At 43.5% G+C, this 25328-nt stretch carries 20 protein-coding genes, 1 tRNA gene and 3 pseudogenes; 15 read left to right on the forward strand and 9 right to left on the reverse strand.

Annotated elements, in window-relative coordinates:
- Window positions 1-27: 27 nt before the first annotated feature.
- Window positions 28-1155 carry an ATP-binding protein gene (locus BLP80_RS04760; RefSeq protein WP_256324958.1) on the reverse strand — a complete coding sequence of 376 codons (1128 nt, stop codon included), beginning with the start codon at window positions 1153-1155 and terminating at the stop codon, window positions 28-30.
- Window positions 1156-1476: 321 nt separating this feature from the next.
- Window positions 1477-2859, reverse strand: a complete 1383-nt coding sequence (mpl, locus tag BLP80_RS04765; protein ID WP_090540670.1) for a UDP-N-acetylmuramate:L-alanyl-gamma-D-glutamyl-meso-diaminopimelate ligase — start codon at window positions 2857-2859, stop codon at window positions 1477-1479.
- A gap of 179 nt (window positions 2860-3038) precedes the next feature.
- Between mpl and BLP80_RS04770 the strand changes: the two genes are divergently transcribed.
- The 5 genes from BLP80_RS04770 (at window position 3039) to BLP80_RS04790 (ending at window position 5862) form a co-directional block, all read left to right on the forward strand.
- Window positions 3039-3245 (forward strand): glutamate--tRNA ligase family protein, encoded by a 207-nt coding sequence (locus BLP80_RS04770; protein ID WP_090540672.1) that lies wholly within the window; start codon window positions 3039-3041, stop codon window positions 3243-3245.
- A gap of 167 nt (window positions 3246-3412) precedes the next feature.
- Window positions 3413-4573, forward strand: a complete 1161-nt coding sequence (locus BLP80_RS04775; protein WP_090540674.1) for an NAD(P)/FAD-dependent oxidoreductase — start codon at window positions 3413-3415, stop codon at window positions 4571-4573.
- A gap of 26 nt (window positions 4574-4599) precedes the next feature.
- On the forward strand, window positions 4600-5070 hold the full coding sequence (locus BLP80_RS04780) for an SRPBCC family protein (protein ID WP_090540676.1): 471 nt from the start codon (window positions 4600-4602) through the stop codon (window positions 5068-5070).
- 93 nt (window positions 5071-5163) lie between these two features.
- Window positions 5164-5616 carry a PAS domain-containing protein gene (locus BLP80_RS04785; RefSeq protein WP_090540678.1) on the forward strand — a complete coding sequence of 151 codons (453 nt, stop codon included), beginning with the start codon at window positions 5164-5166 and terminating at the stop codon, window positions 5614-5616.
- A 158-nt stretch (window positions 5617-5774) separates the two neighbouring features.
- A tRNA-Ser gene (locus tag BLP80_RS04790) sits at window positions 5775-5862 on the forward strand.
- 163 nt (window positions 5863-6025) lie between these two features.
- Here the strand turns inward: BLP80_RS04790 and BLP80_RS04795 are convergent.
- Together BLP80_RS04795 and BLP80_RS04800 are read right to left on the reverse strand one after the other, a co-directional pair.
- Window positions 6026-6508, reverse strand: a pseudogene (locus tag BLP80_RS04795) (winged helix-turn-helix domain-containing protein); the annotation flags it as partial.
- Between the two features lie 83 nt (window positions 6509-6591).
- Complete coding sequence (locus tag BLP80_RS04800; protein ID WP_090540679.1) at window positions 6592-7038, reverse strand: phosphate-starvation-inducible PsiE family protein; 447 nt, start codon at window positions 7036-7038, stop codon at window positions 6592-6594.
- A 269-nt stretch (window positions 7039-7307) separates the two neighbouring features.
- Between BLP80_RS04800 and BLP80_RS04805 the strand changes: the two genes are divergently transcribed.
- The 9 genes and pseudogenes from BLP80_RS04805 to BLP80_RS04845 form a co-directional block, all read left to right on the forward strand.
- Entirely contained in the window at window positions 7308-8075 is a 768-nt protein-coding gene (locus BLP80_RS04805) for a DUF3450 domain-containing protein (RefSeq protein WP_090540817.1), read from the forward strand.
- Entirely contained in the window at window positions 8072-9589 is a 1518-nt protein-coding gene (locus tag BLP80_RS04810; RefSeq protein ID WP_090540681.1) for a MotA/TolQ/ExbB proton channel family protein, read from the forward strand. Before BLP80_RS04805 ends, BLP80_RS04810 begins: the two co-directional genes overlap by 4 nt.
- A 26-nt stretch (window positions 9590-9615) precedes the next feature.
- Window positions 9616-10233 (forward strand): MotA/TolQ/ExbB proton channel family protein, encoded by a 618-nt coding sequence (locus BLP80_RS04815; protein ID WP_090540819.1) that lies wholly within the window; start codon window positions 9616-9618, stop codon window positions 10231-10233.
- Between the two features lie 6 nt (window positions 10234-10239).
- Window positions 10240-10644, forward strand: coding sequence for an ExbD/TolR family protein (locus BLP80_RS04820; protein WP_090540684.1), 405 nt, complete (start codon window positions 10240-10242; stop codon window positions 10642-10644).
- A gap of 52 nt (window positions 10645-10696) precedes the next feature.
- Window positions 10697-11290, forward strand: a complete 594-nt coding sequence (locus tag BLP80_RS04825) for an energy transducer TonB (RefSeq protein ID WP_256324959.1) — start codon at window positions 10697-10699, stop codon at window positions 11288-11290.
- Window positions 11291-11317: 27 nt separating this feature from the next.
- Entirely contained in the window at window positions 11318-12487 is a 1170-nt protein-coding gene (locus tag BLP80_RS04830; protein ID WP_090540688.1) for a tetratricopeptide repeat protein, read from the forward strand.
- Between the two features lie 317 nt (window positions 12488-12804).
- On the forward strand, window positions 12805-16008 hold the full coding sequence (locus BLP80_RS04835) for a TonB-dependent receptor (RefSeq protein ID WP_256324960.1): 3204 nt from the start codon (window positions 12805-12807) through the stop codon (window positions 16006-16008).
- Between the two features lie 371 nt (window positions 16009-16379).
- Complete coding sequence (locus BLP80_RS04840) at window positions 16380-17981, forward strand: hypothetical protein (protein WP_090540690.1); 1602 nt, start codon at window positions 16380-16382, stop codon at window positions 17979-17981.
- Window positions 17982-18362: 381 nt separating this feature from the next.
- Window positions 18363-18689, forward strand: a pseudogene (locus BLP80_RS04845) (IS5/IS1182 family transposase); the annotation flags it as partial.
- Between the two features lie 64 nt (window positions 18690-18753).
- On the opposite strand, the gene BLP80_RS04850 reads toward BLP80_RS04845, so the two are convergent.
- From BLP80_RS04850 to BLP80_RS04870, 5 genes and pseudogenes are all read right to left on the reverse strand, one after another.
- Entirely contained in the window at window positions 18754-19770 is a 1017-nt protein-coding gene (locus tag BLP80_RS04850; RefSeq protein ID WP_090540693.1) for a glycosyltransferase family 4 protein, read from the reverse strand.
- A complete protein-coding gene (locus tag BLP80_RS04855) occupies window positions 19767-20690 on the reverse strand; it encodes a UDP-2,3-diacylglucosamine diphosphatase (RefSeq protein WP_090540696.1) in 924 nt (307 codons plus the stop codon). The genes BLP80_RS04850 and BLP80_RS04855 overlap by 4 nt, the downstream gene beginning before the upstream one ends.
- Before the next feature lie 2 nt (window positions 20691-20692).
- Window positions 20693-21529 (reverse strand): GNAT family N-acetyltransferase, encoded by an 837-nt coding sequence (locus tag BLP80_RS04860; RefSeq protein WP_090540698.1) that lies wholly within the window; start codon window positions 21527-21529, stop codon window positions 20693-20695.
- A gap of 576 nt (window positions 21530-22105) precedes the next feature.
- Window positions 22106-22820 (reverse strand): annotated as a pseudogene (locus BLP80_RS04865) (IS5 family transposase).
- 159 nt (window positions 22821-22979) lie between these two features.
- On the reverse strand, window positions 22980-23825 hold the full coding sequence (locus BLP80_RS04870; protein WP_090540823.1) for a cytochrome C assembly family protein: 846 nt from the start codon (window positions 23823-23825) through the stop codon (window positions 22980-22982).
- Between the two features lie 122 nt (window positions 23826-23947).
- Here BLP80_RS04870 and ffh point away from each other — a divergent pair, with 122 nt between their 5' ends.
- Window positions 23948-25297: a signal recognition particle protein gene (ffh, locus tag BLP80_RS04875; protein WP_090540700.1), complete on the forward strand. Its 1350-nt coding sequence runs from the start codon at window positions 23948-23950 to the stop codon at window positions 25295-25297.
- Window positions 25298-25328 lie beyond the last annotated feature (31 nt).

Below are 25328 nucleotides of genomic sequence, written 5' to 3' on the forward strand. Positions count from 1 at the left end.
TTCTGAGCAAGCGTAAGTTATATATAACTAGATAGCTTTTGATATCAAAGGGAGTGTAACATTTATGCAAGCGCCGCCATCTGGATGATTAAACAAACGTACATTCCCCCCAAAACGTTCAATATTTGCGTTTGCGAGGAATAAGCCGATTCCAAATCCTTGACCAGGTGCTTTATTAGTAAAAAATGCTTCTCCTGCCCGTTGGGCAGCTTCTCCAGTCAGGCCTTCACCATCATCGTGGATTTCTAGATTCAGAGTGTATTGATCCCAATTACTTTTGATTTTGACTTGATCGGTAGAAGCATCCGCAGCATTATTCAGTAAATTCAGAATAGATTGGCTCAGTAATTGTGTATTCATGATAAGAGGTGCAGGTTGCGCGCCATGCCACTGATAGCTGAACTTGGTTGAAGGGCGAATGAGCTGCCATTTGTCCAGCACCTGCTTTAGAAAATAATCAACGGACTGACTATTTCCATCTTCTGTTCGTGCCTGTCCTGCGTTAACAAGCAGTTGCGTCAAGATCTGCTTGCAGTGAGTGATTTGATTACGCAAGATACGGATATTATTCTGGAACTCTTCGTTCTGAGGATATTCTTGTTGCAGCTCTCCAGCGATGACCGCCATCGTCGACAGGGGGGTACCTAATTCATGGGCTGCACCTGCAGCTAGGGTGCCTAGCGCGATGATTTGTTCATTGCGTAATGCTTGTTCTCGTGCTTGCGCAAGATCCTTATCACGATCACGAATGGAAATACTCATTTTGACGACAAACCAGGCAATCAAGATAGTACTCAACACGAAGGTTAACCACATGCCGGAAATATGGAGATTAAACTCCATGAGATGAGCGCTATGATCATCCGAATGGTTATGTGGCAACGGTATGTATTCAAAAAGAAGAATGGTGTAGCAAGTAATTGTGATTCCTGCGATTGCCCAGGTGTAACGCCAAGGAAGGATGGCTGCAACAATGGTAAGAGGCAGCAGGTAAAGCGAAATAAATGGATTAGTTGAGCCGCCGCTGAAATAAAGTAATGCAGTTAAGGCAAAAATATCAATGAGCAATTGTGCAAAAAACTCAAGATTCGTAACGGGAAACGTATGATGAAGACGAATCCAGGTAAAAAAATTGAGTAGGGTAAGTATTGCCACGACGATTATCATCTTAGCCCAAGGGACGTCCAGTTCAATGACTGAATATGCAAAAGCAAATAGAGTACATTGCATGACAATCGTAATACTTCTTAAAAGAACTAGTCGCTGCAGGTTTTTGCTAAGTGGTGACTGATGGAGAATGTTAAACATGAAGATGGCTCATCTTGTATTTCACGTATTCCTATATAACACTAGCGCAAATTAAAAATTTAGGCTAGGTGACAAATTGTCACACCTTTGACTATTTATGCTGCAGATTGCTCAAAAATTGAGACAGGAGAACACGCTGTGATTAATGCTTATTTCGAAAAGCATCTGTCAATGATGATTAGCCAAAGATTTCATTAATTTCTCGTGTATTCCTCCAAAGCCCCCGTTGCTCATAATGAGGATATGATCGCCGGGGCGAGAAGTGATCACAATGGCGTTGATCAACTGCGCCAACTCATAATGTACACTGACCCTTTTTCCTAAGGGGCTGAGCGCCGTTTGTAAATCCCATTCCGCGTGATTGGCATAACCAAAAGTTTGATCTGCGATTTCAAGACTCGCTGCCAGGCTATCTTTCCAAATGCCCATTTTCATCGTGTTGGAACGTGGTTCCAAGACAGCGATGATCCGTGCATTACCTACTTTATGGCGTAAGCCGCTCAATGTTGTTTTAATCGCAGTGGGGTGATGGGCAAAGTCATCATACACTGTGATGCCATTGACTATGCCGCGTATTTCCATTCTTCTCTTGACATTTCTAAACTGTGACAATGCGGTAATTGCGATATCAGGAGGGATGCCGGCATGGCGCGCTGCTGCAATTGCTGCAAGAGCATTCATGAGATTATGTTCTCCCAATAAATCCCATTGCAGTATTCCATGAGATTTTTCTTGGAAAAAAATTTCGATGTTTTGCTCAGTTAACATTCTAGCCTGCCAACCCTCACTTACGCCAAATTTCTCAACGGGTGTCCAGCAGCCCTGAGAAAGTACCTGCCGCAAGTTTTTCTCAAGATCATTGGAAACAATCAATCCATTCTCAGGAATGGTTCTCACCAAATGATGAAATTGCCGTTGAATTGCGGCCAGATCGGGAAAGATATCAGCATGATCAAATTCAAGATTATTCAATACCGCAGTTCTGGGGTGATAATGGATGAATTTAGAGCGCTTGTCGAAAAATGCCGTATCGTACTCATCAGCTTCTATCACAAAAAATGAAGAAGGTTCATGATAATCTGTTTTATGTTTATATTTCCCGCCTAATCGTGCGGAGATCCCAAAATTTTCTGGTATCCCTCCAATGAGGAAGCCAGGGGTCAATCCTCCGTACTCCAATATCCATGCCAACATCGAACTTGTCGTTGTTTTGCCATGAGTGCCTGCGACGGCTAGCACCCACTTGTTTCTCAAAATATATTCTGAAAGCCATTGTGGACCGGAAGTATAGGGCAGATTCCTATTTAGAATTTCCTCCATTAAAGGGTTGCCACGGGAAATGGCATTGCCGATCACAAATATGTCTGGATTGAGTTGTATCTGCTGTGGAGAATACCCCTCAATCAATTCGATTCCCTGAGAAACAAGCTGCGTACTCATGGGCGGATAAACATTGGCATCGCAACCTGTGACTCTATGGCCAGATGCGCGCGCCAGCACAGCGAGGCCGCCCATGAATGTACCGCAAATACCGAGGATATGAATATGCACCGTGTACCTTCTTGAAGAAATATTGATGGATTGATTGGTTTGAATGACTAGTTCATTGTCTTGATGCTTAAATTATACTTGCTAACCTAAGTAGAAAAGATTTTAGCGGATTGCTTTCTAATAGCTAAGAAAGTTTTTATAAAACATATTTTTGAAAGCAATGAAATATTCGTCAATGTGTGGAAAGCGAAATCGGTGATTTTGTCTTACGTCGAGCCGAGGGTGTTTATAGCTATCAATTAGCTGTAGTGGTGGATGATGCCTGGAAAAGGATTACTTATATCGTGCGGGATGCTGATTTACTCTATTCGGCTCCACATCAGATTTATCTCCAGAAGTTGCTGGAATATGCAGCCCTCGCTATCTACCCTTGCCTGTGGTTATGAATAAGCAAGGAGAAAAGCGCATTCAGAATACATCATGGTCATGATTATTTCATGCTACGCTACCTAAGTGTGATATAAACCACAAAATATCGGTAGGTGATTTAAGCCTTTTTCATTGTGTTCCAATGTCGGTAATAACATCATTTCAGGGAAAATAAGGAGAATGCGTGGCTTTTCTGCCATTTTATGTGCCCGGTCGTAAACAGTTAAAGATTATTATCATAGGCGGAGGTTATGCTGGACTCGCAGCACTGACAACGCTTGTACGATACATGCCAGATGCCGAAGTGACGATTGTCGATCCCAGAACGCATCACCTCAAGATTACCCATCTTCACGAAACGTTCCGGTATCCTTTATCTGATTTGATCGTACCCTTTACGGAACTTGAGCAACGATTTGGCTGCCGCCATATTTGTGCCGAACTCTTGCTTGAGGAAGCGACTCTGCAGCAATGGCAGAACGATAAATGTATAGCATTTGATGATCTTTCACTGCCATTTGATTATCTTCTGGTTGCTTCTGGCGCACCCGCAAGGGATATGGATCGTAATACGGATTGTATCTTTGGGTTGAATGATTTTATGGTAACTGCTGGCTCAGAGCTGCTAGGCAAATATTTGGCTGGGGAAGGTAGCAGGAAAGATCCTATTTCTATTATTGGAGGGGGGGCTACTGGGATACAATTTCTGTTTGAGATCGTACATTTTCTACGACGTCACAAATTTGAAAACAGAGTGCGCTTGATTGAGAGCGGGAATCGAGTGCTCAAACAGTTTCCTGACAGGTTTGCTGACTATGCACAATCCCGTATGGTTGATCTTGAAATCGATTTTTGTCCAGATACGTATTTTCGGGGGCAGCAGGATAACGTAATTTTGCTGGAAGAAAAGAACACCGGGAGACAGTATGAACTTCCTTCCAGCCTGTCTATACTATTTGCTGGCAAGCAGCAGCAAAATCAGTTTGCTGCCAATGCTTTCGGGCAAATGATTGTTAACCATAGATCATTACCGCATATATTCGTTGCAGGTGATTGTTCAATTTACCAGTCTTTTGGCTCTAATGCGATGACAGCGCAATCAGCGGTGCGTAAAGGAAAGCTCGCGGCCCGGAATATTTTACGGCATTCAGGTCTGCTTAGAATACTTGAGCCTTATATGCATCATGATATAGGTTATGTAGTCAGCCTTGGTTCCGCGGATGCAGTCGGCTGGTTGGCGCTTGAACATAATGTGGTAACGGGTATTGCGGCTTATGTCATTAAAGAAATTGTAGAGGCGCAATATGATTTACTGTTGACAGGAATAGATACCTATCTGATTTGAGGCATCGATACGCAGGAGGCTGCTGTATGTTTAATTTATTTAACGATAAGCCGGTCGTAGGAAAGGCAAGTACAGTGATTCGTGAGTCTGAGGAGAGCGTATTCAACTTTATTGGCACTGACTTGCTTGCTAACTATCCAAGGTGGTCACCGGAAGTCCGAGAGCTGGAGAAATTGACTGATGGCCCTCTGGGATTGGGAACTTTATGCCGTCAGATACGTATTGATCAAGGGAACCGATCAGAATCCACCTTTAAGGTGGTCATCTTTGAACCTTGTATGCGCATCCGTTTTGATGGGGTATCGAATCCCTTTCGCTGTGATTATGTATTGGAATCAGCCGATCCGGCGGTTACTCAAATCACGTTCACTTTCGAGCTGCTCAGCCTCGAGTTGCACATGAGACCCTTTGAGAAGCTTATTCGCATAGCTGTTCAGGATGGTGCAGAGAGAACAGTCAGAAACATCAAGAGATTAATAGAGGCCGAATTGATTTGATTAACCCTGTGTGGGCTACCCAGTCGCAATTTCTGATAACCTTCGTCTGGATAAATTTTTAATTCATTACTGGAAAAATTTTGGAGAAAAAAAATGGATTTTATCGTTGAGAAAGACCCTGGATTGATTCCACAAGTATTGTCCAAAATTCTTGATTCATGTGTTAATGGGGTCACATTGGCCGATCCTGATCTGGAAGATTTGCCGCTCGTTTATGTCAATAAAGCGTTTGAGAAAATAACAGGTTACACGCAACAAGAAACGATAGGGAAAAATTGCCGTTTCCTGCAGGGTACTGATCGTGACCAGAAAGAGCGCTATCAGTTGAGAGAAGCCATTATGAATAAACAGCCAATTGAAATCACACTCAGAAATTACAGAAAAAATGGTGAAATGTTTTATAACCACTTAGTTATTACCCCTCTGTTTGATCCCCACGGCAATATACTTTACTACCTGGGTGTGCAATATGACGTAACACAACTGCGAAACGCTGAAGAAGAAATCAAACGGCTGACTGAGAAACTTGCTGCTTTGACAAAATAGTTAGCATATGTTGCGGGTTATGCTAGTAAAACCGACCTTAAAAAGGTATCATTCCAAGCGGTCTGATTTGTAGTATTACTGCATCATCAAATGATGCAGAAGAGAAATGATTTTTTAGCTGCGATCATTTGTCCCTGAGTCTGTCGTAACTAATTGCTGGAAGCGTGGCCGAGCGGTTTAAGGCACCGGTCTTGAAAACCGGCGACGGGCAACCGTCCGTGAGTTCGAATCTCACCGCTTCCGCCATTATGCAAGCGTTGCCAAGTTGCTACTTTAGCGCTTATGGCGTTTAGAGTAGTGGATATCCATGTTTATTAACATGAGAAATCAGTATGCATTTTCTACCTTTCCTATTCCATTCTAAGCTGAAAGAGGAAAGTCTGTGAGGTTGGCTGGAAGTTGAGCGCTCTTACTCTACACTTTTCCCATTGCACTCAATTGAAAGCCGATAGCTAGTTCCTCGCACTGTTTGTATTAGATTTTCTTTATCTACAGCCTCAAGAATTTTTCTCAGCCTGCGAATGTGCACATCGACCGTACGATCCTCGATAAAAATATGGTTACCCCAGACTCGATCGAGCAATTGCGTGCGCACGCTCTTTATACGCTATCAGAAAATGTAGGAGGCGAGATTCAGTGGGTCCCAGTGTAATTTCTGTCGGTTTTGGTGGTTCATCACTGGCATACGCATGTACTCTGTGTGTAGTCGGATCAAATTTCAATTCCTCATCTCAATAATTTCATCCGACATTTCTGGTAAGTGTCGACTTAGCACAGCTTTGATTCGGGCAATCGACTCACGGGATGAAAAGGGTTTTGTAAGATAATCATCCGCTCCAGCTTCCAGCCCAGCAGTTTTGTCACTTTCCTGAACTTGAGCAGTTAACATGATGAAAGAGAATTATCTCAATGCAGTTCTGAGCCTACTGGATCTGTGTAGATGATTTAATTGCTATGTCTGAATTCCAGATAGAGTTAATCAATAGCATCGGGCGAAAAACGTATAGAAACAATACGTAGTAATGTAAGCACTGTAATTACGGTAATGTTTAATCCAACTTCCATCAATGTGTACTCTTTATACCACAGGCCGATTAATTCTCCGATCAGCACTACCAATGCCACATCCAGAATGAAAGTTACCTTTACACGCCCTACTGCCAGATAGGATTGTAATATACGAATGAGTTCAAGCACTGCCAGGATCAATACGATATCAATAATGATATGCTCGGCAACGTTTGCCCATCCATTCTTGAGAACCTGGGACAGATTTAATATTAAGCTGAGAATACCTGCGCCTATCCATACGTAGAGCGCTAACATCAAGATGCCGACAATAAATTGAATGGTACGGGTGTGCCAATCGGTATCAGTTAACAGAAATACTTCCTTTCTTTTAGATATAACTTCATTAATCATTGTTTTACTCCAATTATTGAATTGACAGGATTTTTATCTTAGCGACTCAATATAAAGGTTTCATGACAACCAAGTAGCTCCCCATCTTCGAAATACATACAGGTTCTTTTAGATACTTCTAGCAGTTATTGTTTGAAGCGCGATGTAACCTGATTGTCAAGAAAATGAAATATTCAACTTGTAATATGCAGACCTCGCTGATGAGGAATCGATTCCAGATTGAATGCTGTCAATTTCGCTTACTCAATTTATTTAACTCATTGGAATTTATGCATAAACATTTTTTTAGAAAAATAATTTCATCTATTGGATTGATGATGATATTGCTTTCTGCTCCTGCGATAGGAAGTAGTTTGGAGAATTTGGCAAAGGCACTGGCCAAGATTAGGGGTGAAGTCGAGACACTCCAGACGCAACTTGATACTGAAAAGGAGAAGCATGGGAGCAAAATATCTGCACTGAATTCACAATTGGTTGATTTGAGTGTTGAGGAGAGAAGGCAAAAGGTGAGTATCGAGAAACTGCAGCATTCAATAGAGAAAATGAACAAGGACGCTAAACAGGCGGAGCAATCAGGTAAAAAACTGGAGCCTGTATTAATGGAGATACTGAATGATTATAAACGCCATCTTGAAACGGGTTTCCCATTCAAGATGGAGGATCGCATTAAGGTTATCAACGATCTGGAGAATAATATTGTTAATCAGCTAATTGATCCTAATAAAGCGGTCAATCAGGCATGGTCCTTAATAGAAGATGAAATCCGCCTGAGTAAGGAAAATGGAATCTACCAGCAGACCATTTTGTTGGATGGAGAAAAAGTATTGGTCGATATTGCAAAACTGGGTACGGTTTTCCTTTTCTTTCAAACCAGAGATAGCCGGGTTGGGATGGCCAAGAAATTGACCAATAGTGGCTGGAAATTTGAGACAGCAGGTGACACTGGTGACATTGAGCGCATCACAAAGTTATTTGATTCATTAAAGAAGCAAATACGTCAAGGTTATTTTGAATTACCTAATCCTCTGAAAATATGAAAAGAAAGCTATTTTTGTTGTTGCTGCTAAATGCACTGGGAAGTTCTGTTTATGCTGCTGAAGATAAAAACACAACTGCTTCCCAGGCTACCGTTGTTTCTGAGCCTGCCGTTAAGCAGAGCAGCTCTTCAGATACAGGCAAATCGCAGAAAAAGGCGGCAAATCAGGAAATCGTTAATTTAGAAACCGCGTATAAGCGCGAATATGCTTTCCTGGAAACCCAGAAACGGGAGCTGTCTGAGCGTCTAAAAAACTATCAAGCCAGTGCAAGCCGCGAAGAGCAGACGCTCAGTCACAAGATCAGCGCGCTTGAGCGAGGCTCGGTTGAACGCTCAGCCAGAATTGATCAGCTCAACGCGCAATTATCAGAAGCTGAACGTAAAGAAGCTGCTGTCACTGAGCGTAGTGATACCCTGGAAATAACCTACGCGCAAGCAGAAGTGACCCTTAAAAATCATGGCGTTGAAATCCCTGCATCCATTCAAGATACGCAAGGTAACGATCTGATCAGAATAGGCTATGTGTTTAAACAAGCACTATCTTTAATTCAGGGGCTGGGTGCAGTCCAGACAAAATCAGGCAATTTCTTCTTGGAGAATGGTAAACAGGCCCAGGGAACCCTTATTCATTTAGGCAATATCGCGGCCTATGGTGTCAGTGAAGGAGGTAGTGGCAGCTTGGTGCCTGCTGGTGGCGGTGATTTCAAGGTATGGAAGGGCGCGGGTGCAGAAAGCGCAGTTACTTTTAGCAAAAATCAGCAACCTGATCTATTGCAGTTGTTTTTGTTTGAATCACGCACTAATACGGTTGAAGAACCCCCCGAAAAAACAGTCATGAGCATTATTGATTCAGGTGGCCCCATTGGCTGGGTCATCGTGATGCTCGGAATCATTGCTGGATTTCTTATCCTGATTCGTGTTTATTTGCTGCAATCCAACAGCGCCAATACGAAACAGCTTTCTGATCAGATCATCCATCAGCTTGTAGAAGGCGATTTGGATATTGCCAGAAAGAGCTGTGAAGATAATTCGTCTGCAATCAGCCGGGTTTTATCGTACACATTGCGCCATTTGAAAGATGATAGAAATCATATGGAAAGCATTGTTTACGAAGCGATTCTGCAAGAATCTGGGCCGCTGGACCGCTTCGGGCCGGCCATTCTCGTGATTGCTTCGGTGGCGCCGCTGCTTGGTTTGCTGGGAACCGTAACCGGAATGATTGAAACTTTTGACATGATTACCGAGTTTGGCACTGGTGATCCGAAATTGTTATCAGAAGGTATCGCGATAGCGCTGGTGACGACAGAGCTGGGCTTGATTGTTGCCATTCCAGCGTTGTTACTGGGTTCGGTATTGTCTTCCTGGGCGAGGAATATTAAACGTGACATGGAGCATGTCGCGCTCAGAGTTACCAACGTTTTTCTCGGTAGCGGATCAAGTCTGGACGATTTGAGTGTTTCGAGTACGCAGAGCATTCGCAACAATTCTTTGGTGCTGAGTAGTCAGCCAGCTTAAAGAGAATTGCTGAAAGTATGATACCGATGAATATTTCTGAATACATACTGTTAATTAAGGAATTATTTGTTGCTGGCGGAATTGTTATGCCTCCATTGGTGCTTTGCACTTTATTACTTTGGTATGGGGTGGGCTATCGATTCTGGGTCATGAAAGAACCTAAATGGATGAGTGTGCGCGATATGTTCAAGTACTATCAGGAACACACTGATAAGCCTGCCAAAAATATTGTTGCCCGAGCGATGCAGCAAGGCATTGAATTAAGGAAACGCGGAGTCAGGAATCTTCGTCGTCACTTGGATGCCGCTTTCTATGAGTATGAGAGAGAAATTGGGAAATTTTCTGTTCTCATTCGTGTGGTTGTTCTCATCTCCCCTCTGCTGGGTTTACTGGGAACCGTGATTGGCATGATCGAAACCTTCGATTCTTTGGCGACGATGACGCTGTTCTCTCAATCTGGCGGTATTGCAGGCGGCATTGCGCAAGCCTTGTTTACTACTCAAATGGGTTTAACTGTAGCGATTCCGGGTTTATTAGCACATAGCATCCTCAATAGGAAACAACAACAGATTGAGCAGGATCTTTCTCAAATCAAAGATCTGTTGTGTCATCAAATCCCCGCCAAAAAACTTAATGGGAAGTAATCAACTATGAGATGCAAAGAATCCAATGAAGCTGAAGCCACGATTGATATGGCTCCCTTGATCGATATCGTTTTTATTTTATTGATTTTCTTCATGGTAACGACGACTTTCGTCAAAGATATGAAACTGGAGCTGGAGCGGCCTAAGGCAAGTAGCTCTGTCACCGCTTCGAGTAAGGCAATCCGCTTGTTTATTGACCGTAATGGCGATACTTACATGGATGGTGAATTGGTACGCTTGTGGTCGATACAAAGTAAGTTGCGCGATTTATTGAGCACCTCTTCCAGCAAAGTGATTCTGGTCGTTACCGATGAAGGTGTTCCTGCAGGAAAACTGGTCGAGGTAGTAGATCAGGCACGCCTGGCGGGAGCAGAAAGTGTGGGCGTGGCAACTAAAAAAGAAGCGGGGTGATGCCAATATGGAAACGAATAAGTTTAATCAGCACCTGGCAGGATTTGTATCGATGTTATTTGGACTGATTTTGGTTTTCGGTCTGATATTGGTGATGAATCATTATATGGGGCAGATGGAGAAAGCACCGCCGCAAGAAGTAACAGAGATTAGTATGACCAAACAGATCAAGCAAGAACCTAAAAAGGAGATCAAGAAAGTAGAGCCGAAGAAACAAGTGACTCGACATCAAGCGCCAGCGCCTTTTAAAGGGTTTGATACCGCGCTTTCTGGCATTGATCTGGGAATGCTTGGGTTGGATGATGGGCAGGGGAGGGAGTTGGATAATAGCTTATTAGGTAAAACAGGTAATTCGGTGATGACTGCAGAGTTAGTGGATGTTCCGCCGAAACCCATTACAAGAGGGACTTTCAAGTATCCGCCAGCAGCAAAAAAGAAGGGTATTAAAGGCTATGTTCTCTTGTCGGTGCTTGTCGATGTGGATGGTTCGGTCAACCAGGTACAAGTGCTGGAGTCAAATCCATCGGGAATTTTTGATTCGGCTGCTTTGCAAGGTATCCGCGACTGGCAATTCGAGCCAGCAAAATATAAGGGGGAAACTGTCAAGGTATGGGCAAAACAAAAGATTCGCTTCGATTTATCCTGATTCTCCAGTCTGAACTCAATAAATAAAATGAAATACCAGATAGCCAGGCTAGCTCATTATTTCGTGATTATTTTTATCTTGGGCTATTACGCCAGCGTTGTGTGCGCAACCGAGAATAAAGCACAGCCAACAGATTTTATGGAGCTTGCGGCGGTCATGCTAAAAGACGGCCATAGTGATCGTGCTTTATTGGCGTTGCAAAACGTTGATCTGGAGGACAAGAAAACAGATCTGGCAAGATTTTACACGCTGCAGGGTCTGGCTTACATGAATCTGAATGATCTCGTAGCCGCCAAGGACAGCTTGCAGCAGGCTGTTAAGAATGGGCAGAAGGATCAGGTAATCTTTATCTATTTGGCCCAAGTCTATTTCGGGCTCAAAGATTATCAGCAAACGATTCAGGCCATTGTTAAAGCGGGTGATCAGGTCAATAAGGATGCTTCTTTAATCAGCTTAAAAGCGGAATCCTATTGGCTCCTGAAAGAAACTGATGCGTCCATTAATGCCTTAAATGAAGGGCAGAAAATCTTTTCAGGCGATTTCCGTTTCCTTAAGCGTAAAGTTTTTTATTTTGCCGAACTTGGGTTATATCAGGAAGCAGCCAAGCTTGGCAAAGAATACCTTAAGCGATCAAAAGCTGCCGCCACCGATTATATTGCGATCGGGAATGCATTAAGGCTCAGCAAGGAATATCAAGAAGCATTGAATATTCTGGAAATTGCGCGCTTGCAGTTTCCTCATGATGACAGGGTTGCAAAACTGCTTGCGCATACTTATCTGGATCAAGGAAAACTGAATTCGGCGGCATTTATTCTTGAGCAAGCCGCTTTACTGAATCCAGCCTTGCAAGCTGAAGCAGCCGAAATCTACCGGCGTGCGGGGCGTTTTCATAAGGCATTGACGCTCAATGAAAGTATCAGAGATCAAAAAGTAAAATTTAAACAAAGATTATCCATTCTTCTTGCATTAAAGCAGTTTGAGCGTGCCGCCAATATGGAATCCAGTTTATACCGGTCTGGATTATTGGAGGATCAAGAGGTCCGCTATGCGCTGGCGTATGCCTTGTTTTCAAGCCGCCGCTTTCCAGAGGCTAATAAACATCTGGATCATCTAAAGAATGCTGAGCTTTTCAGAAAAGGGACCGAACTTCGCCGCTTAATGGAAGTTTGCAAAACCGAGCCATGGCAATGTACGTAGTTCTATTTCGTGCAATTCAGGAATCCTGCGATGGCTGCCTGGAATCACGATCTGCTATCAGTAAGCTGACAGTCAATCCGGACCAGGAAACGTCATCCTTCGTATTTATGCCCCCTTAGTGCCTACCTAAGACTATTTCCTTAACTTACCAACTGAAACTTTATCTTCACGAGCAATTGAATTGCAGGTGGAGAGGGGTCTTTATACGCCAAATGAACAGTGAATCTAACAAATTTTTCTGGTCTTGTGTTTTGTCGACAATCATGAGTGATCGATATTTTTATGATCTTTTTTGCAAAATACTGCATAAAAATAGATTGAAACCATGTGTTCTTTCTTTACTGGCGCTGATGGCTGTTGTTCTGCTAAGCCCTTCCGCCTGGGGAGACACTGAAAAGGCTGATTTCTCAATTCACCTGTTCCAGAATGGATTGCCGGTTGCTGACGCTGAGTTGTTTATTAGTAGCGATTCTTTTGAGAAAACGAGTCCGAAAATGATTTTCGATTCCATGCCATCCACTTTTAGCTGGCGAGTGGATGAGGATTCCTCAATTAAGACCAATTCAAATGGCAGTGTAGCCGGGAAATTACCGCCCGGGACTTATCACATGACAATCAAGACAAAAGATCAGAAATTTGCCTTTGATTTGCCGCTACGACCGGCAGAAAATGCACAGATTCTTATCACTTTTTATGCGAATAAAAAGAAACCGTTATTGAATATTGAGAGTTCAGTCGCAGGTACAATTGCAGGATCAGATATGCCTGTTGAAGAGATTCGTGATGAGGGTGAAGGAACGATCACTGTACAAGTTTTATCTGCAGAAACAGAAAAGCCGATTAAAGATGTGCAAGTCTTTCTGAGTGGATCAAGGCAGAAACTGAGAACCGATGAGAAAGGGCAGGTAACAGCAGCTATTCCTGTAGGCGGTTACAGCGTTTCATTATTGCATAGCGCTTATAGCAGTCAAACACAGGATGATGTGAAGATTGATAAGGGTAAGGATACCCATTTAACCTTCAAATTAACGCCCGCAGGGATTGAACTGGCAGAGTACGTGGTTCTGGAGCCTTTTTTGGCAGGAACCATCGCTTCTGTTATTGAAGAACAAAAAACTTCCTCAGCAGTAACAACCATTCTGGGTGCCGAGCAGTTTAGTCGTAGTGGCGACAGTGATGTTGCCAGTGCGTTAAAAAGAGCTTCCGGGCTAACGCTGGTAGGAGGACAATTTGTTTTTATCCGTGGACTGGGTGAGCGTTTTTCTACAACACTTGTCAATGGCGCTGCGATACCCAGCCCGGATGCGACGCGACGCGTTGTACCCTTGGATCTTTTTCCCACCAGTATTCTTGAGAGCGTTATGGTGCAAAAAACATATTCGGCAGATCGCCAGGGAGAATTTGCTGGTGGTACGCTGGAAATGCGCACGCACGGTATTCCGGATGCATTCTTCTTCAATTTTAATGCGCAAATAGGTTTTAATGATAATGCAACTTTCCTTAATGGCTTGACTTACAAGGGAGGGGGAACTGATTTTTTAAGTTATGACGACGGCGCGCGTGCATTACCTGATTCCATTGGAGATGCCACAGAGAACGGTAAAACCATCCAGCCTGCAACTGTTTTTAATCCGGATGGATTTTCACCTGCCGAGATTGAAACGTTTGGTGAAGATTTATCAGGTGTATGGGATGTAACTAAAAATAAACGAGGACCTGATGCCGGCTTTCAGACTTCAGTGGGTGACAGTTTTGCATTGGGCAATTTTAGGCTGGGTTATATGGCTGCAGGAGGATGGAAACAGGAATTCAGGACTCAAAATGAGATCAATCGAGAGTTTGCCGCTAGCGGTAATAGTGATAACAGCTTAAGGTTGACTCGAGATTTTGATGTGCGCCGATCCCTGCAGGAGGTGCAGTTAAATGGTTATTTAGCAACGGAAGCTCAGTACAAAGATAATCATCGATTGTTTACCAAGACCATGTTTCTGCGTCAATCATTTGATGAAGCTAGAATTGATCAAGGTTTTACCGATGCCGAAACAGCTGATATTCGAAGAACGAAACTTAAATTTTTTTCAAACCAATTGTTAATGCAACAAGTGGGGGGTGACCATCGTTTTGATTGGTTGAAAGATTTATCCATTAATTGGTTATATACGCATGCAACTGCAAACAGAGACGAGCCTAAAACGAGGGACTATCGTTATGATGCGGATGCGCAAGGTAACTTTTCCTTCTCTCGCAGGGCGGACAGTAACCAGGTTTTATATGCCGATCTGGAAGATAAAGACCAAAGTTGGCGTATGGATGCAAAACTGCCCTTTCAATTTTTTACAGATTACAAACTCTCACTCGGTAGTGGTTTTATTACCCAGAAAAAAAACAGAGAATCGAGCATACAGCGCTTTAATTATTTTCCGGCTGGGCCGGATGCCAGAAGGCCGGCAGTACTGTCACAACCTTCTCTGGAAGACATTCTTCAGCCAGCCTTCATTGGTACGAATGGATTTCAATTACGCGATGTAACGCGACCTACGGATAGTTATAACGCTTCCCAGGATCTTCTGTCCTATTATGGGAAAATGGATCTGTCGTTATATGACAAAGTTAATTTAACGGGAGGGTTACGCTGGGAAGACAATGACCAGTTTGTTGAAACTTTCCAGAATGTAGCTAACGCAAATCAACCCATTATTACCAAAATCAAAAGAATTGATACGTTACCTTCTGCAACGGCAACCTGGTTCATTTCTGATAGACAGCAGTTACGTGCGGGTTTTAGTCAAACGCTATCAAGACCTGATTTTAGGGAATTATCTCCCGCACCCTTTACAGATATCAGTACGAATCAAGAAACCATTGGAAATCCAGACTTAAAGCAAACGGATATTACAAATTATGATGTACGGTGGGAATATTACCTATCACCCAATGAAAACATACTGGCCAGTTTCTTCTGGAAAGATCTGACCAATCCAATCGAATTAGTCGCTTTGCCGGGAACAGCTGGGCTTAATACATTTCAGAATACCGATAAAGCGACTATTTATGGGTTTGAGTTTGAATGGTTAAAGGGGCTGGGTGTTATACATCGTCATCTGCAGAATTTTTATGTCGGTGGCAATTACACCTGGTCAGATTCAAATGTTGAGCTCAACGCCAAGAATCTTGAAGCGCAAACCACGTCCGAAAGACGCTTGCAAGGGCATTCTTCACAAATTTTTAATTTTCAGATAGGGTATGACAATCCAGCTTGGAAGACGCAAGCTACCCTGCTATACAATATTGCCAGTAAACGGATCGTGGCAGCTGGCGTGCTTGGTGCGCCGGATAAATATGAACAGCCTTTTCATCAACTGGACTTTGTTATTAGCCAGAATTTATATAAAGGGTTGTCAATGCAAGCCACAATGCAGAATTTACTGGATGATGACGTGCTCATTAAGCAAGGCGATGAAGTGACACGCCAGTTCCGCCGCGGGCGTACGTTTAAACTAAACTTCCGTTTTGCTTACTGATGAAGGATGGGAAGTAGTTGTTCATCTGATCCTCGTTTATGCCTTCATAGTGCGCCATCATAAGACATAAACTTCTAACTTTCTGATATCTAGTGGATCGTTCCAGTAAAACCATTACCGTTCGTGGTGAGCTTGTCAAACCGCTAAGCAACTGACATCGGCCCTCGACAGGCTCAGGCCGAACGGCGTTTTCTGTAACCGTTATGCTGGAACGGTCTACTAGGCCCTGCTGTCCAAGTATCCGCGGTCGTGATGAGAAGCGGTTTGATAAGTAGTGGTATTTTTATATTTTAATGTAATAGTAATACGCTTGTAATGTTGGCTTGTTAGATTTGCGCTACCTTAAATAAAAACTTGGAGGTGGGTGAATCATGCTTAAATTAGACCATATAAAAAGAAAACTAATAACGACATCAGCAGTTCTGTTGAGCGCTGTCGCAATGAATGGATATGCAGCAACAGCGACCTTTGATCCAGCATCACGTATTGTAGATCTTCCGGTTGTAGAAGTTTTGAATGGCGCATCGTCTTCATTCTATAGTGCTAAATTACAATTAGTTAATGGAAATCAGTTGAAATTAATCGCAGCTGATCCTGTCTCAGCAATACAAGGACAGCGTAACGTTTTTGATTCTAGCACTGCTGCAGTACATGTCCCTTCGATCGCTGTGGGATCAGATAATTTTTACGCTAAATTGAGATTAGTGCCGGGTTCAGGCCCGCTGAGCTTTACACTTGAACAACTCGTCAGTAATGAATTCCAAGGTTGCCCAAGTTTTGCAGTCCCAGGATCTACGCCAGGATCCTGTCTCTTAAGCGGTGAAATTAAAACTGATATTACGCTGACAAAGAATATCAACTGGATTTTATCGGGCGGTGTTTATATCGGTGGCGATAATACTGAAAGTGCAACAATTACTATTAATCCAGGAACCAAAATTTTTGGGCAGCAAGGTGCTGACTATCTGTGGATAAGACGTGGTTCAAAAATTATGGCGGAGGGCACACCCGATAATCCGATTGTAATGTCTGGCTCAGGACAATTGGCGGCTGGCGAATGGGGTGGTCTGGTCATTTCTGGGAATGCACCGGTGAATGGTTGTAATGAAGGTGTGGCTATTTGTGAAATTCCTAACGAGGCCATTCCTTCTGAGTTTTTTGGTGGTAACAATCCAGCTGACAACAGTGGGATAATAAAATATGTTCAGATTCTTTTTGCTGGCTTCGCCGTGCGTCCAGATGAGGAGCTCAATGGACTGACATTGAATGGGGTCGGCTCAGGAACGGTCATTGATTTCGTGCATGTTCATGCGGGTCTGGATGATGGTATAGAGATGTTTGGCGGTACTGCTCAGATGAAACATCTGGTATTGACTCATATAGGCGATGATAGTTTGGATTGGGGAAGTGGTTGGACTGGACGTGCACAGTTTGTTGTGGTTTTTCAGTCTCCTAACGATGGTGACCGGGGTATTGAGGCCGACAACAACGAAAAAAATAATAATCTTCTTCCTCGCGCCAAACCGATTCTGTCTAATATGACCTTTATAGGCTCTCCGGTTGCCACTGAAGGTATTCTGCTGCGTCGTGGTACCGGTGCGAATATCTGGAACTCAGTAATCACTGGTTTTCCTACTTGTATAACCATAGATGGGGCAGCTACTTATGAGAATGCTGGTTTTCCAGGGAGCTTGAGTGGTGAATTAACCATGGTCAATTCCTTTGTTCAGTGTGCCAATAACTTTATAGATGGCACGGGTGCCACGTTTACTGTAGCTGATTGGTTCTTGTCCCAGTCTGGAAACAGGGCAGAGAATCCTCTCCTGAATAGTGTTTTTCCTGCAGCCGGATCACCGCTGATAGGAGGAGGAGCTGCGGTAAACGATCCTTTCTTTGATTCTGTAGACTATGTCGGTGCATTCAAGGATGCGAATGATGACTGGGTTTCAGAATGGATACACAAGTTTTTCTAAGTGGTTGTGATTTAAAAGGCTTCTTTTTATTTGGGTCTGAGTAAAGAAGTCTCTGATAAAAGTATAAGATAATCCCCGGCTATGCCGGGGTTATTATTTTGGGGTTTCAAAAGAGGCTTGTTTCCGGTGGAGTATGCCAGGTGTGTTAAAGCGCCATAATCCGAATTACCTGATGAATGTCTGCGAAAAAGATCGATTCCGGGATTCCGTTATGAGAGGCAAGTGATGGTCTGGTGAGAGATGCCACTTAAAAACTGCGATACCATTACATCTATCTGGCTGTAATCATAAAGCTACAATTAGGTCTCAGTAAGCTTGCATACCTTGATATGTGCTGAATTTCCTAAGAGCCTGTTCACGATCATGTGAATGTCGTAGACTCTGGGGAGGAAGAAGAGATACCCAAGCGACATTAGCCGAGAGGCATTTGAAGATGTCCGGCCTCTGTTGGAGAGCGTGCGCAAGCAGACGAAGCCAAGGACAGTTGATTTATATGAAGTAAAGTGGAGTGAGCTTAGTCCAGACGGCGCAAGTGCTCTGGAACGGGCTTTAAAAAAATGTAGTTGGCGTGACCCGTACAAAACAGGGGCGCAAATCCTCGACGAGCTTTTGATCGTCGACGCACACAGTGTAAAAAACACGGATAGTGCTCATGCGAAGGACTACGATGCAGGAAAGAAAGTCTCGGGGATCAAGCGCCACATCAGCCAATGCTGGCTCAGTTCTGTTGGCGATTGACACAGCTTCTAAAAATTCTTACATCTAGTTATAGTTATTGCCGGATAGGTACTAAATAATCAGTAAAACTCTTTGCAGCAGTACCCCAGCTAAAGGCCTCAGCTCTTGCGCGCGCTTCCTGCCGGGAAATTTGCAGGGCTTTTAAAACGGCATCATTCAGATCATGTGACATAACCCCTCCTCCACTCCTACCGATGACCTCCAAGGGACCGTCAACAGGATAACAAGCTACGGGCGTGCCTGTTGCCATGGCCTCAAGTAAAACCAATCCAAAGGTATCTGATTTGCTTGGAAATACAAAAACATCAGCGCTGGCATATAACGTAACTAACTCGCTGCGAGGCAATATTCCGAGCCAATATGCCGCAGGAAAGCGTTGCCTGAGTTGTTTTTCCATTGGCCCTACACCGCAAACTACCTTACTACCGGGGAAATCCATTTCCAAAAATGCTTCAATATTCTTTTCATATGAAATACGACCCACAAATAATGCCACGGGCCTTGGTAAAGCACCTAAAGTTGGAAATAAAATGGGTTGATCATGGTATCTAAAAAGATCAATATCAACTCCATGCGTCCAAGGTTTGAGATTCTGGAAACCTCGTCTTTGCAAGCCGGATAAAACAGATTGTGTAGGAACCATCACACTTGCTGAAGGTTGATGAAAACGTCTAAGCAGTGCATACCCCCACGAAACAGGAACTTTAGCTGATGCATTAAAGATCTCTGGGAATTTTGTGTGAAATGCAGAGGTAAAAGACCAGCCTGATTGCAAGCACAAAGAACGCGCTGCCCAGCCTAGCGGACCTTCAGTAGCAATATGTATCGCATCGGGCTTAAGCTTCTTCAGAAATTGTGACAAATTCTTTTTAGGCCGAATTGCCAGATCAATTCCTGGATAACCCGGACAAGGGCGAGTACTGAAAAGACCCGGGTGAATGATTTCTACATAATGATCGAGCTTTCTGAGTTCTTTAACCAGTTCTATCAACGTCGTTACCACGCCATTAACTTGCGGGTGCCATGCATCACTAATCAGTGCAATTTTCACGCTGGAACCTCATCTTTTTTTTCGATCTTTGCCGTAGCTGGAACGCCATCAGCCGAAGTATCTACAGTTACAATTTGATAATAGCTGTCTGTTTCTCTTTGAAATTGAGGCCAATGGATCAATTCCATTCGCCCGTCAATGTGTTCTACTAATGCAGTAAGGCTCTCGACCCAGTCTCCATCATTACAGTACACAATACCATCGATATCACGCATCTCAGCATGGTGTATATGCCCGCAGATGACACCATCGAGTCCACGACGACGTGCTTCCATAGCAACGGCCTGCTCAAATGAAGTGACATAGCTGACTGCTGTTTTAACTTTGTATTTCAGATACTGTGAAAGCGACCAATAAGGCATACCTAATCGGGCACGGAGGGAACTCAAATAACGATTTAGCTTTAGAGTTAATTCGTAAAGGTTATCTCCGACGTAAGCAAGCCATTTAGCACACTGCACGACTCCATCAAAATAATCACCGTGTATTATCCAGAATCTACGACCATCAACAGTCTCATAGATAACTTCATCCGCTACTTCTATACCACCAAAGGAGTGGCCTAAAAACTCACGGGCAAACTCATCGTGATTACCCGGAACATACACCACCTTGCAGCCTTTCCGGACGCGGCGCAGTAACTTCTGTATCACATCATTATGAGCTTGCGGCCAATACCAGCGCCGGCGTAACTGCCAGCCATCGATAATATCCCCAATCAGATAAAGCTGTTCGCTGGGGTAAGCTTTTAGAAATTCCACTAAGGCTTGTGCCTGGCAACCCGGGGTACCGAGATGGATATCAGAAATAAAAACAGTCCGGACTCTTGGGTTAGTCACTTTTTCTGAGGAATCTTCGTCTTCTGAAATAGAAGCGCTAAGATCAGGATTAGCATAAAAATAACCTTTGAACTTATTCATGACTACCCCAGAAAATGTTTGCGGTAGCGGCTAGATAGATCATCCATTCGCATCAACATGGGCAAATCAGCAGTATTAAAGTTAGGATCCCATGCAGGCGCCCCTAATACCTTAGCACCCAAGCGTAAATAACCTTTAAGTAGTGGAGGGGGAGCAATTTTTAATGATTGATCCAGATGGTCGACTGGCAGAGGTAAGTGTGGTCTAACTTGATAATGAATATCCACCCCATACTGATCCCGAATTTGACGCCAAATACTTGCGGCAGCATGTCCTGCACCGATTCGATTGCTGTCACTTGAACCCATATTCATCGGTATGCTAACACAGCCCATCATATGACTTAACTGCTTACGCGCCATAAAGCTAATCAATTCTTTCCACAATGCTTTGATGACAACTCCATCACGATAATCCTTATGCACACAACTTCGACCTAATTCAGCCATATTCTCTCGTAACGACTGCAAGGAAGTTAGATCGAATTCACCTTCGCTGTAAGTTCTCCCAGCAAGCCTGGCTTGTGCCGGGGTCAGCACACGATAAGTTCCAATGACCTGCCAGGTTTTACGATCGCGCACTAACAAGTGCTCACAAAAATCATCAAAAACATCGATATCATACCCAGGAATATGGGTTGGGAGAGTCGCGCCCATTTCATCAGCAAAAACTTCATATCTCAGCTTCTGAGCTTCACGAGCCTCACTTTTATTTTTTGCCCAGGTGGTCACGATATTTGATTTCTTCACCCAATCAGCAGAAAAGTACGAAGCAGGCTCTAGTATTTGAATTATTTTTTGCGGGAAAATATTTAATTGCATATTAAGTGACGTATTCATGTCTAACTCCTTATTATTGTTAGGTTATTGAGCTGCTTGACGCATTAGCTACCTATTATTCTCGGGAAATCTCATGAACTTACTGTGTCGCTTTTATGAAATTACTATGAAAGTTCCATTCATTCTGAGTCTGCTCAATTGCTAACGCAGATCTTCTATTAATTTTTAATTTGACAGGAAGTGCGAATTCTTGATCAAGCCTGGGTGGAAGCGACTCAAGGCGGAGTTAGAGTCGTTTCCACAGTTGATGAGAGTTCCTTCAAATTAAGGAACAGTTTCCGATCTTTGCCATTCTAATAAAACGTTATTTTTTGTGCCGGTGATGGCTAACCAATGGTTGCAGTTAGCACTGTCGTCGTTCTCGGATTGATTGGCAAGATGCAAAGAGAAGGGTTCAAGTACCTTTCTTCATTAGCAATAAGGGTTTATAACGTATTTATTTAGTCTTATTGAAAAGCTAGTATCAATCTTTGGATCTTGGCCCCTATTGCAAAGATTTGTTACTTCAGATAAGGAGAGCTGCCATGACAAGTACCAAGCAAGCCTTTTCATCTCATTCTAAGAGCCTGTTCATGTTCACGATCTTTTAAGCAGGAGAGCCAAGAAGGCTAGATGTATGAACTGCAAACTGGTGTTGGTTTTCGCTCGTAGTTTTTCCATAGTCGCCGGCATTTTTCTAACTAGGCAAAAGAGCGTTCGACAACCCAGCGTTGCGGTATGACGGTGAAAGTGTGAAGTTTGCTCCGCTTGGCAATCTGCACCTTGGTTCCGAGTAGCGCCTCTACCGCCTTGGCGAAAGGAAAGCGCTCTTACGATCCGTTACCTCAGCAGTTGTGACGGCAATCGCATGGGGAAGTCCTTGTGTATCGACCGCGATGTGGCGCTTGATCCCCGAGACTTTCTTTCCTGCATCGTAGCCCTTCGCATGAGTGCTATCCGTGTTTTTTTTTACACTGTGTGCGTCGACGATCAAAAAGCTCGTCGAGGATTTACGCCCCTGTTTTGTATGGATCACGCCAACTACATTTTTTTTAAGGCCGTTCCAGAGCGCTTGCGCCGTCTGGACCCAGCTCACTCTACTTGGAAAAGTACGCATGTACCGTTCGCCACTTGGGAAACTCACTCGGTAGCATCCGCCATTGGCACCCGCTTTTCAGCAAATACAGCACGCCGCAAAATACTTCTTATAAATCAACCGTCCTTGGCTTCGTCTGCTTGCGCACGCTCTTCAACAGAGGCCGGATATCTTCAAATGCCTCTCGGCTAATATGCTTGGGTATCTCTTCCTCATCCCCAGAGCCTACGACATTCACATGATCGTGAACAGGCTTTTAAGAAAACAATATGCAACAAAATTTATGGTATATATAATATGAGAGCTTTAGAGATCTATGCTCTGAATTAACAATGGCTTAAGTATTATTTCGGAGTGATTGAATCGAGTTTCTCTTCACCGATCCAGTATAATCTCCAGAACAAATTTACTGCCAATATAGGCAAGTAGGAGAATTATAAAACCGGTCAAAGTCCAACGAATAGCAGTACGTCCTCGCCAACCATAAAATTGCCTTCCTATAAGCAGTGCTGCGAATACACCCCAAGATATAAAACTGAAAAGCGTTTTATGTGAAAATGTAACAGATTGACCAAAAACTTCTTGTGAGAATATTATTCCGCTCAGAAGAGTCATAGTGAGGAGTATGAAACCTGCCCATATAATGCGGAAAAGCATTTTTTCCATGACTAGAAGCGGAGGCAGATTTATCAGCAGCGGTGACATGACTGGGTGATGTAAGCGATACTCTAATATCGCCATGAGGATCGCGTGGAGTGCAGCGATGGTAAATAGGCTATATGCAAGCAGGGCAACCAGCAGGTGCGCCTTGAATGCAGGTAATTCAGTATTGCTAAGGGGATGGAGTGAGGGAAGTATTAAGGGCAGTAACACTGCAATTGCTGCCACAATTGCAATGGGTGCAATCAAATTCTGTAATTCTTTCAGCCGTGAAAAAAAGCCTGAGAACCAGTAAATCAAGACGGTCAGCCATACAATAGATGAGATTGCATTACCCACACCAAAGCTGAGCCCAGTATCTATAAATATAGATTCATAAAGTATGAAACCATGGAGTGTGAGTGGGGCAAGCATGACAAAACGCTCCCACTTGGTAATTGATGAAGTGTTTCTGTCAGCACTGGGAGGAATGGGTTGATTGTTCCATCTGGTACGCCAGAAATGCCATCCAACTAATGCATAAAACAGAAAAGCTGAGATATAAACTAGAATGCTGAGCATTAACATAGCAGATCTAAAAAACGGATTTGTTCAGTCTACCTTGCACTTGTATAAATTCAAAGCGCTATTATTATAATTTTAGGGTGCTATGTCATTAGCACTGAATTTTTTGAGGAATAAATATGTTTGACAATCTAACTCATCGCCTTTCCAACGTCATTAAAACGCTGCGTGGAGAAGCAAGATTAACTGAGAGTAACATACAAGCTGCCATGCGTGAAGTGCGCATGGCATTACTTGAAGCCGATGTTGCTTTACCTGTCATTAAGGATTTTATTGAGCGGGTAAAACAAAAGGCGATCGGGCGGGAGGTAATGGAAAGTCTTTCCCCTGGGCAGGCATTAGTAGGGGTTGTTCATCAAGAGCTAATGGCCATCATGGGAGGGGAGAAAGCAGATCTTAACCTTAGCACTGTACCGCCTGCTGTTATTCTCATGGCTGGTTTGCAAGGTGCGGGAAAAACCACGAGTAGTGGAAAATTAGCCAAATGGTTGATAGATAATAGAAAGAAGAAAGTAATGCTGGTCTCTTGTGATATCTACCGGCCTGCCGCTATTGATCAATTAAAGCTGTTGTCCAATCAAGTGGGCGCTGATTTTTTTCCGGTACAAGCAGGTCAACGACCAGCAGAAATCTGTACCGCTGCGTTGGATTATACCCGAAAACATCATCATGACGTAATGATCGTCGACACCGCGGGTCGCTTGGGTATTGATAAAGCGATGATGGACGAGATTACTGAACTTGAAGCGCTACTTAAGCCTATCGAGACACTTTTTGTCGTTGACGCAATGCAAGGGCAAGACGCGGTAAATACTGCAAAAGCATTTGCTGATGCGCTTCCTTTGACAGGCGTTATCCTGACCAAGCTTGATGGAGATGCGCGTGGTGGGGCAGCCTTATCAGTGCGGCATGTAACGGGTAAACCGATTAAGTTTACAGGCGTTGCTGAAAAATTGACTGGCCTGGAGCCATTTTATCCTGATCGTATGGCTTCTCGTATCCTGGGTATGGGTGACGTACTGGGACTGATTGAAGAAGCGCAGCGTAGCGCAGATCAGAAAGAAGCTGAAAAGCTAATGAAAAAAATGAAATCAGGCAAGGGATTCGACCTTGATGATTTCAAGATGCAATTCCAGCAGATGAAAAAGATGGGGGGGATGAGTGCAATGCTGGAAAAACTGCCTCATCAATTGACTCAGGCTGCTCAGAATATGAAGGTGGACGATAAAATAATTAATCGCACTGAAGGGATTATTAATGCCATGACGCGACAAGAACGCGTTAAACCAGAAATTATTAAGGCGTCACGTAAGCGACGCATTGCTGCAGGATCAGGTGTTTCTGTTCAGGAAGTGAATCGTTTACTTGCGCAATTTGAGCAGGCTCGCAAGATGATGAAAATGGTCAATAAAGGTGGAATGGCCAAGATGATGCGAGCAGTAAAAGGAATGCTGCCACAGATGCGCTAGAATCAAGGATGATGTTAAAGAAAAATCTCTT

Origin of the sequence: Nitrosomonas sp. Nm132, assembly GCF_900100485.1 — a bacterium.
Taxonomy (GTDB): Bacteria; Pseudomonadota; Gammaproteobacteria; order Burkholderiales; family Nitrosomonadaceae; genus Nitrosomonas.